The following is an 8173-nucleotide window of genomic DNA, read 5'->3' as shown; positions in this document are numbered from 1 at the left end:
GCGTACCACTAACCCAAACAGCCCCCGGGCGGGGGACGACCCCCCAGCCACAACCACCAACAACAATTTCCGGGCACCCCGGGCGCCCCCCCCCCCCCGGGTGGGGGGCCCCTCGCCGCAGGTTCGCCGGCGCCGGATCAGCCGTACAGGCGCTCCAGCACCAGTGCCACGCCGTCCTCGGCGTTGCTCGCGGTCACCTCGTCGGCCACCGCCAGCACCTCCGGGTGCGCGTCGGCCATCGCCACCGCGTGCCGGGCCCAGCGGAACATCGGCACGTCGTTCGGCATGTCGCCGAAGGCGATCGCGTCCGCCCCGCGCAGGCCCAGTCGCGCCCCGGCCACCGCCAGCCCGGTGGCCTTGGACAGCCCCAGCGGCAGCAGCTCGACGAGCCCCTGGCCGGCCAGCACCACGCCGACCAGGTCGCCGGCCACCCGGCGGGCGGTCGCCACCAGTTGATCGTCAGTCAGGTCGGGGTGCTGGACGAAGAGCTTGGCCACCGGCTCGGCGAGCAGCTCCGCGAGGGTCGCCACCCGGGCCACCGGCAGCGAGCTGTGCATCCGGTAGCCGGGCTGCGCCAGCAGCCCGCCGGTCAGGCCGTCCTGACTGGCCGCCAGGGCCGGCGGACCGATCTCCGCGGTGAGCTTCTCCACCGCCAGCGCGGCCTGCCGGCGGTCCAGCGTCATCGAGGTGAGCAGCCGGTGCGCCCCGGCGTCGTACACCTGGCCGCCCTGGGCGCAGACCGCGAGCCCGGTGTACCCGATCTGGTCCAGCACCGGGCGGGCCGAGGTGGCCGAGCGCCCGGTGACCACGATGTGCACCGCCCCGGCCGCCGTGGCGGTGGCCAGGGCGGCCCGGGTGCGGGCGGAGACCGTCTCCTCGGGGGTGAGGAGGGTGCCGTCCAGGTCGGTCGCGACCAGCCGGAACGGCACGGCGGCGGTCACTTGACCGGGTCCAGCGTGGTCCGGCCGCCGAGGTAGGGGCGCAGCGCCTCGGGCAGCACCACGCTGCCGTCGGCCTGCTGGTGGTTCTCCAGGATCGCCACGATGGTCCGGGGCACGGCGACCAGGGTGCCGTTGAGGGTGGCCAGCGGGCGGGCCTTGCCGTCCTCGCGCATCCGGATGGACAGCCGGCGGGACTGGTACTCGGTGGTGTTGGAGGTCGAGGTGACCTCGCGGTACTTGCCCTGGGTCGGGATCCAGGCCTCGATGTCGAACTTGCGGGCCGCCGAGGCGCCCAGGTCGCCGGAGGCCACGTCGATCACCCGGTAGGGCAGTTCGAGCGCGTTCAGGAAGTCCTTCTCCCACTGCAGCAGGCGGCGGTGCTCGGCCTCGGCCTCCTCGGGGGAGGTGTAGACGAACATCTCGACCTTCTCGAACTGGTGCACCCGGATGATGCCGCGGGTGTCCTTGCCGTAGGTCCCGGCCTCGCGGCGGAAGCAGGAGGAGTAGCCGGCGTAGCGCAGCGGCAGCTTCTCGGCCTCGATGATCTCGTCCATGTGGTACGCCGCCAGCGGCACCTCGCTGGTGCCGACCAGGTACCGGTCGTCCTCGGCGAGGTGGTAGACGTTCTCGGCGGCCTGGCCGAGGAACCCGGTGCCGTCCATCGCGGCCGGGCGGACCAGGGTCGGGGTGATCATGGGGATGAAGCCGGCCGCGGTGGCCTGCGCGATCGCCATGTTGACCAGGGCGAGTTCGAGCAGCGCGCCGACGCCGGTCAGGTAGTAGGAGCGGGCGCCGGCCACCTTGGCGCCGCGCTCGGTGTCGATCGCGCCGAGGATCTGGCCGAGCTCGACGTGGTCGCGGGGCTCGAAGCCCTCGGCCGCGAAGTCGCGCGGGGTGCCGATCTCCTCCAGCGTGACGAAGTCCTCCTCGCCGCCGATCGGCGCGGCCGGGTCGATCAGGTTGGCGAGCGAGCGCAGCAGCCGCTCGGCCTCGTCCTTCGCCCCGCCCTGCTCGGCGTCGGCGGCCTTGACCTCGGCGGCCAGCTGCTTGGTGCGCTCCAGCAGCGCGGCCTTCTCCTCGCCCTTGGCCTGGGCGACCTGCTTGCCGAGCAGCTTCTGCTCGTTGCGCAGCTCGTCGAAGCGACTGCCCGAGGAGCGGCGGCGCTCGTCGGCGGCGAGCAGGGCGTCGACCAGGTCGACGTCCTCGCCACGGGCGCGCTGCGAGGCGCGCACTCGGTCAGGGTCCTCACGAAGCAGGCGAAGGTCAATCACGGGGGCAAGCCTACAGGGAAGGGGGTGGGGATAACTCTGATTTTCCTGTGGATAACTTGCTGCGGAGGATCGTCTTCCGGAGTTTGTCCACAGGTGTCGACGAGGACCTGTGGATGACTCGGCTTCGCTGAAAAGACCGCCATGAAATCGGGTTTTCCAGGTTTCAAACCTGGAGCCGCCGTCCTGGCGGAGCGAATTCGCTCGCTCGGCCGGGTGACTTATTGGCAGAAGGATGACTCTGGTGTGATTGGTCCGATCTGATCCGCTAGCAGATGATCCGATCGGACCTGTGAGTGGCTATGCCGTTTTGTCGACTCATCCCCAGGCCTGTGGATAACTGTGGCACCTGGGGGTTTCCCGGCAGCCTGTGGATGAGTGAGGGCCCTGTCCACCGGCCTGTGGATGACGGTGCGGCACCGTCCGGTCGCTCGGGGTGGATTGCGTGTCACCCGAACGGGCCTGAAATGAACGATCGGGAAACGGCGGACCCGCACCGTTCCCCGATCAATCCGGGCCTTCGCGACCGGTTTTCCCGGCGCCCGGCTCAGCTCTCGCCGCGGCCGTCCAGGCAGCGGGCCAGCCAGTCGGCGGCCCGGTCGAAATCCTGGTCCGAGGTGCCGGGCTGGCGGGGCGTGGGCTCGCGGCGGTCGGCCCGCGGATAGGAGCCGAGGAAGCGGATCTGCGGGCAGATCCGCCGCAGCCCCATCAGGGTCTCGCCCACCCGGCGCTCGGTGAGGTGGCCCTCGCAGTCGATCACGAAGCAGTAGTTGCCGAGCCCCTCACCGGTCGGCCGGGACTCGATCCGCATCAGGTTGACCCCGCGCACCGCGAATTCCTGCAGCAGTTCCAGCAGCGCACCGGGGTGGTTGTCGCCCAGCCAGACCACCATCGAGGTCTTGTCCGCGCCGGTCGGCGAGGAGACCCGGCCGGGCCGGCCGACCAGCGCGAACCGGGTGGTCGCATTGGCCGCGTCGTGGATGTCGTGCGCCAGCACCTCGAGCCCGTACAGCGGGGCGGCGAACTCGCCCGCGATCGCCGCGTCGGCCCGGCCGTCCTGGACCAGCCGGGCGCCCTCGGCGTTGGAGGAGGCGGCCTCCCAGGTCGCGTCCGGCAGGTGGGCCGCCAGCCAGCGGCGCACCTGCGGCTGGGCCACCGGGTGGCTGGTGACGGTCTTGACGTCGGCCAGCTCGGTGCCCGGGCGGACCAGCAGCGCGAAGCTGATCGGCAGCAGCACCTCGCGGTAGATCATCAGCGGTGCGCCGGTGGCCAGCTCGTCCGCGGTCGCGGTGACCGCGCCCTCCACCGAGTTCTCGATCGGCACGAACGCCCCGGCCGCCTCGCCGGCCCGCACCGCGTCCAGCGCGGCCTGCACCGAGGCGAGCGGCACCAGTTCGCGGGTGGCCGCCTCCGGCAGGGTGAGCAGCGCGGCCTCGGTAAAGGTGCCGGCGGGCCCGAGATAGGTGTAGCGGGTGGCCGACATGTCCGCGTCCTCCGAGTGCGTTGGTGGTCTGCTCCAGCCCTGTCACGATAGCCACATCCGCACCCGCCCGGGGCCGGGGTCCGCTCTTTGGGCAGGCTCGGTCAACTCTCCAGCAGCGACTGGCCCAGGTACCCGCCGCCGGCCGGCACCCCGGGCAGCACCGCGTACAGGCCGCTGGCCTCGTGCCGCAGGAACCCGGTCAGGCCGTCGCCCCGGGAGAGCGAGCGCTGCACCGGCACGAAGCCGTGGGCCGGGTCGGCCTGGAAGGCCAGGAAGAGCAGCCCGGCGTCCGGCGACCCGTCCGGCAGCACCCCGTCCGCGTAGGAGAAGCCGCGCCGCAGCATCGCCGCCCCGCCGTTGTTCGCGGGCGCGGCCAGCCGGATGTGCGCGTCCGCCGGGACGGCCAGCGTGCCGTCCGGGTTGCGCCGGGCCAGGTCCACCGGGGTGTTCTCGGTGCCCCCGGAGAGCGGGGCGCCGTCGGAGGTGCGGCGTCCGACGAACCGCTCCTGACGGTCCGTCGACAGCTGCTCCCAGTCGTCCAGCAGCATCCGGATCCGCCGGAACACCAGGTAGGAGCCGCCGGCCAGCCAGTCGGGGCCGGTGGCGAACACCCGGGCGGCGAAGTCCGGGTCGCCCGGGCGGGGGTTGTTGGTGCCGTCCAGTTGACCCATCAGGTTGCGCCCGGTGCGCGGCTGCGCGGTGGCGCCCGGGGTGCGGCTGAAGCCGGCCGCCTGCCAGCGCACCGAGGCGGTGCCCGCCGCCTGCTGCTGCAGCACCCGCAGCGCGTGGAAGGCCACCAGCGCGTCGTCGGCGCCGATCTGCAGGAAGAGGTCGCCGTCGCTGCGGGCGCGGTCGATCGCGTCCTGCGGGAAGGCGGGCAGGCCGGCCAGCTGCGGCGGGCGGTGCGCGGCCAGGCCCGCCTTGTCGAAGGCCGAGCCGCCCAGGCCGACCGTGACGGTCAGCGAGCACGGCCCGGCGTCCAGCGCGATCTGGTTCTCGTGCGCCCCGCCCGGCTCGCCCAGGGCCAGCGCGGCGGCCGTCTGCGACCAGGTGCGGAGCAGTCGGCGCAGCCCGTCCCGCCCGGCGGTCGGGGCCAGGTCGAAGGCGGCCAGCTGCACCCGGGCCTGCTGCGGCTGCAGGATGCCCGCCTGGTGCGGTCCGTGGAACTCGGTGCGGGCCGCCCCCAGCGGGACGGGGCGGCTCTGCGCGGGCACCGCCGCGGCCCGGGCCAGCGCCCCGCCGGTGGCGCCGACCGCGACCCCGGCGGCGGTGCCGCCGAGCAGGGCCCGGCGGGAGAAGCCGGCGTACTCAGCCATCTGTGCCACCTCAGCCGATCGTGACTTGCTTGGTCTCGGTGTCCTGGTCGATGTCCGAGGACCGGACCGCGACCGCGGCCACCCAGTCGCCGGCCAGCGGCAGTTGGGCGGTGCCGGTCCAGCGGCCGGTGCCGGCCCTGGCCAGCGCCACCGGCAGCGGACCGAGGTCCCGGTCGGGCAGCGTGAAGGAGACCTGCACCTCGGGGACGTCCACCGGCTGCCCGGCGGCGTCGACCACGGTCAGGGTGACCTGGTTCCCGCCGGTGGCGGCCGGATCGAGGGTCAGCACGGCGGTGCCCCGGGCACCGGCGCCCTTGCCCTTGGTGTCGTACGGCAGCTTGAGCTCCACGGTGCGCCCCGTCGCCGCGCCGCCGGCGGCCGGCGCCGCGGCGGCCACCTGGGCGGCCACCCGGCCGGGCGGGGAGTTGGTGAGCATCGTGGTCACCACCAGCACCGCGCAGGCGATCCCGGCCTCGACCAGCACCGAGCGGCGCAGCCCGGCCCGCACCGGCGAGCCGTCCCGCGCCCGGCGCACCTTGGCCTGGGTGAGGGCGGCCCGCTGCCGGGCCAGCTGGGCGGCCCGGACCGGGTCCTCGTCCGGCTCGGGGACGGTGGCCCCGGCCGACTCGACCGCCGGCGCCGCCCCGTCCGACGCGCCGTCAGGCACCTGCCGCAGCCGGGCGGTCCACCGCCGGGAGAACCAGGCCACCGCCACCATGGTCAGCACCAGCGCCACCTTGACCAGCAGCAGCTGCCCGTACCGGGTGTCCACCAGCGCCGACCAGGACCACCCGATCCCGCGCCAGGCCTGGTACAGCCCGGTGGCCACCAGCACGCTCACCGAGACCAGCGCCACGCCGGAGAACCGGTCGGCCGCCGCCGCCCCGGCCCCGTGCCGCAGCCCGACCAGCAGCGCCACCAGCCCGCCCAGCCAACAGGCCATCGCCACCAGGTGCAGCATGTCCAGCGGCAGCGCCAGCCAGACCTGGGTGCCCACCGCCGCGTGGTCGGCCCCGGCCCAGGTGGCCGCCAGCGCCAGCGCCAGCAGCAGCCCGCCCACGCCCAGGGCCAGCCGGGCCTCGCGCTGCGGCCGCTCGGCGGCCCGCCGCTCCAGCCGGCGCAGCTCGTCCTCCTCCGCGTCCCCGGTCGGCTCCGGCTCGGCCGGCGCCGCCCCGTCGCGGTCCGCCGGCTCCTGGCCGAGCTGGCCGACCAGCAGCGACAGGAACACCCCGCTCGCCGCCAGCAGCAGCAGCCGGGCGGCCAGCGCCGTGCCGAGCCGCTCGTCCAGCGTGGTGCGCACCTGCAGCAGGTCCAGCGCCTGCCCCAGCCCGGTGCCCTTCTCGTACGGTCCGCGCAGCAGCAGCACCGCGACCGTGGCGGCCAGCAGCGCCACCCAGCCGCCCATCAGCAGCCGCTGCACCGCCCGGGTGCCCGCTCCGCGCGGCCAGCAGAGCAGCACGAACGCCGCCACGCCGACCAGCAGCGCGAACGCCCCGTAGGCGACCGCCCGCCCGGTCCCGTACAGCGCCGCCACCACCGGGTCGGCCTGCTCGCCCTGCACGGTCGCCGGGTTGACCGAGGTGTCCGAGGGCGCGCCGATCGAGAAGGTGAACGCGCCGCCGACCGGGTGGGTGTCCTCCGAGACCGCCCGCCAGGCCACCGTGTAGGTACCGCCCGCCAGCCCGCCGCGCAGCCCGACCCGGGCGGTGTCGTCCCGGCCGTCGGCGTGCCCCGGGTTCCCGGTGTCCACCTGCTTGCCGGCCGGGTCCAGCACCCGCACCGAGTCGCCGGAGAGGGTCACGCCCTCGCTGAAGGTCAGCGTGACGCTGCTCGGGGCGGCGGCCACCACCGAGTTCTGCGCGGGATCGGTGCGCAGCAGTGCGGCGTGGGCCTGGGCCGGTGCGGCGGTGGCGAGCAGCAGCACCAGCAGGGAGCCCAGCGTGGTCAGCCAGGCGAGGACTCTGCGCATCGGTGGATCAGCTCCCGGGGCGGTAGGTGAGCGGCTTGACCGGTACCTGGACGGCGATGGTGCCGGCCTTCTCGAAGGTCAGGTCGAGTTCCAACTGGTCCCCGACGGCCGGCGGCTTCTGCCAACCCATGATCATCAGGTGGGTGCCGCCGCGGGTCAACGTCAGCGCACCGTTGGCCGGGACCACCAGGGCGTCCACCGACTCCATGCTGGAGTCGGTGGAGCGGTGCATGGTCACCGAACTGGCGCCCGGGCTGCTCACCCGGACCAGCCGGTCGGTGCCCGCACCGGCGTTGGTCACGGTCAGGTAGCCCGCCGCCATCTGGTCGGCGCCGGCCGGCAGCGGGATGTACGGGTCGGCCACGCTGAGGCGGGCCGCCGCGTGGCTGTCCCCGCCGCCGGCGACGACTATCGCGGTGGCGGTCAGCGCGGCCGCCAGTCCGGCCCCGGCCAGGGCGAGGCGGCTGAACCGGGTGGCGCCGGCCATCAGGCGGCCACCCCCTTGGCCAGCAGCGGCAGGTCGTGGGCGAAGACGTCCTGCGAGGTGTTGCTCAGGTAGAGCACGTGCGCCTTGTCGTCCGAGGGGAGGAAGGCCAGCACCTGGGCGCCGTGCGAGGAGGTCACCGAGCCGTCCTTGTTCACCACCGGGTCCTCCACCAGGATGCCCAGCGACTTGGCGGCGGCCTTGACCTTGTCCAGGTCGCCGGTCAGCCCGATGAAGTCCTTGTCGAACGAGTCCAGCCAGGTCCGCAGCACCTTGGGGGTGTCGCGCTGGGGGTCGGTGGAGACGAAGACCACGTCGATCTTCTGCCGGTCCTCGGCCGGCACCTTCTGCATCGCCACGCCGATGTCGCCCATGGTGGTCGGGCAGACGTCCGGGCAGCTGGTGTAGCCGAAGAAGAGCAGCACGGTCCGCCCGGCGGTCCGCGCGCGCAGGTCGTAGGGCTGCCCGCCGGTGTCGGTCAGGGTCAGGTCCGGCTTGTCGAAGTGCGCGCTCAGCGGGGTGCCCCGGTAGGGCGAGTTGCTCGCCTCCTTGGAGACCACGGCGGAGGCGTTGCTCGGCTTGGCCGAGGAGCCGCAGGCGGTCAGCGCCAGCGCGGCGGTGAGGGCGAGCGCGGCGGCGCCGACCAGGCGGCGGGGGGTGCGGGGCATGGCGGGAGTCCGATCGGTGCGACGGGCCCGCCGGGCCGGTGGTC

At 74.2% G+C, this 8173-nt stretch carries 7 protein-coding genes; all 7 read right to left on the bottom strand.

What is annotated here, in order from left to right:
• Positions 1 to 137 precede the first annotated feature (137 nt).
• The 7 genes from ACFW1A_RS12900 to ACFW1A_RS12870 all read right to left on the bottom strand — a co-directional run bounded on the left by ACFW1A_RS12900 (position 138) and on the right by ACFW1A_RS12870 (position 8129).
• The gene (locus ACFW1A_RS12900) at positions 138 to 941 is read right to left on the bottom strand and encodes an HAD family hydrolase (RefSeq protein WP_380408141.1); all 804 of its coding nucleotides are present in this window, start codon (positions 939 to 941) and stop codon (positions 138 to 140) included.
• On the bottom strand, positions 938 to 2212 hold the full coding sequence (serS, locus tag ACFW1A_RS12895) for a serine--tRNA ligase (RefSeq protein WP_380408139.1): 1275 nt from the start codon (positions 2210 to 2212) through the stop codon (positions 938 to 940). Before serS ends, ACFW1A_RS12900 begins: the two co-directional genes overlap by 4 nt.
• 544 nt (positions 2213 to 2756) lie before the next feature.
• Entirely contained in the window at positions 2757 to 3692 is a 936-nt protein-coding gene (gene pheA / locus ACFW1A_RS12890; protein ID WP_380408137.1) for a prephenate dehydratase, read from the bottom strand.
• Between the two features lie 101 nt (positions 3693 to 3793).
• The gene (gene efeB, locus ACFW1A_RS12885) at positions 3794 to 5008 is read right to left on the bottom strand and encodes an iron uptake transporter deferrochelatase/peroxidase subunit (protein WP_380408135.1); all 1215 of its coding nucleotides are present in this window, start codon (positions 5006 to 5008) and stop codon (positions 3794 to 3796) included.
• A 10-nt stretch (positions 5009 to 5018) separates the two neighbouring features.
• A complete protein-coding gene (locus ACFW1A_RS12880; RefSeq protein ID WP_380408133.1) occupies positions 5019 to 6977 on the bottom strand; it encodes a FixH family protein in 1959 nt (652 codons plus the stop codon).
• A 7-nt stretch (positions 6978 to 6984) separates the two neighbouring features.
• Positions 6985 to 7464: a copper chaperone PCu(A)C gene (locus tag ACFW1A_RS12875; protein WP_380408131.1), complete on the bottom strand. Its 480-nt coding sequence runs from the start codon at positions 7462 to 7464 to the stop codon at positions 6985 to 6987.
• Positions 7464 to 8129, bottom strand: a complete 666-nt coding sequence (locus ACFW1A_RS12870; RefSeq protein ID WP_380408129.1) for an SCO family protein — start codon at positions 8127 to 8129, stop codon at positions 7464 to 7466. The genes ACFW1A_RS12875 and ACFW1A_RS12870 overlap by 1 nt, the downstream gene beginning before the upstream one ends.
• Positions 8130 to 8173: the final 44 nt, after the last annotated feature.

It is taken from the genome of Kitasatospora sp. NPDC058965, assembly GCF_042741245.1.
Taxonomy (GTDB): Bacteria; Actinomycetota; Actinomycetes; order Streptomycetales; family Streptomycetaceae; genus Kitasatospora.
This window is presented reverse-complemented; position numbering and strand designations above follow the sequence as displayed.

Bases quoted from the DNA above. Each gene is read 5' to 3' on its own strand.
- pheA (WP_380408137.1), bottom strand. From the start codon at position 3,692: ATGTCGGCCACCCGCTACACCTATCTCGGGCCCGCCGGCACCTTTACC.
- efeB (WP_380408135.1), bottom strand. From the start codon at position 5,008: ATGGCTGAGTACGCCGGCTTCTCCCGCCGGGCCCTGCTCGGCGGCACC.
- ACFW1A_RS12880 (WP_380408133.1), bottom strand. From the start codon at position 6,977: ATGCGCAGAGTCCTCGCCTGGCTGACCACGCTGGGCTCCCTGCTGGTG.
- ACFW1A_RS12875 (WP_380408131.1), bottom strand. From the start codon at position 7,464: ATGGCCGGCGCCACCCGGTTCAGCCGCCTCGCCCTGGCCGGGGCCGGA.
- ACFW1A_RS12870 (WP_380408129.1), bottom strand. From the start codon at position 8,129: ATGCCCCGCACCCCCCGCCGCCTGGTCGGCGCCGCCGCGCTCGCCCTC.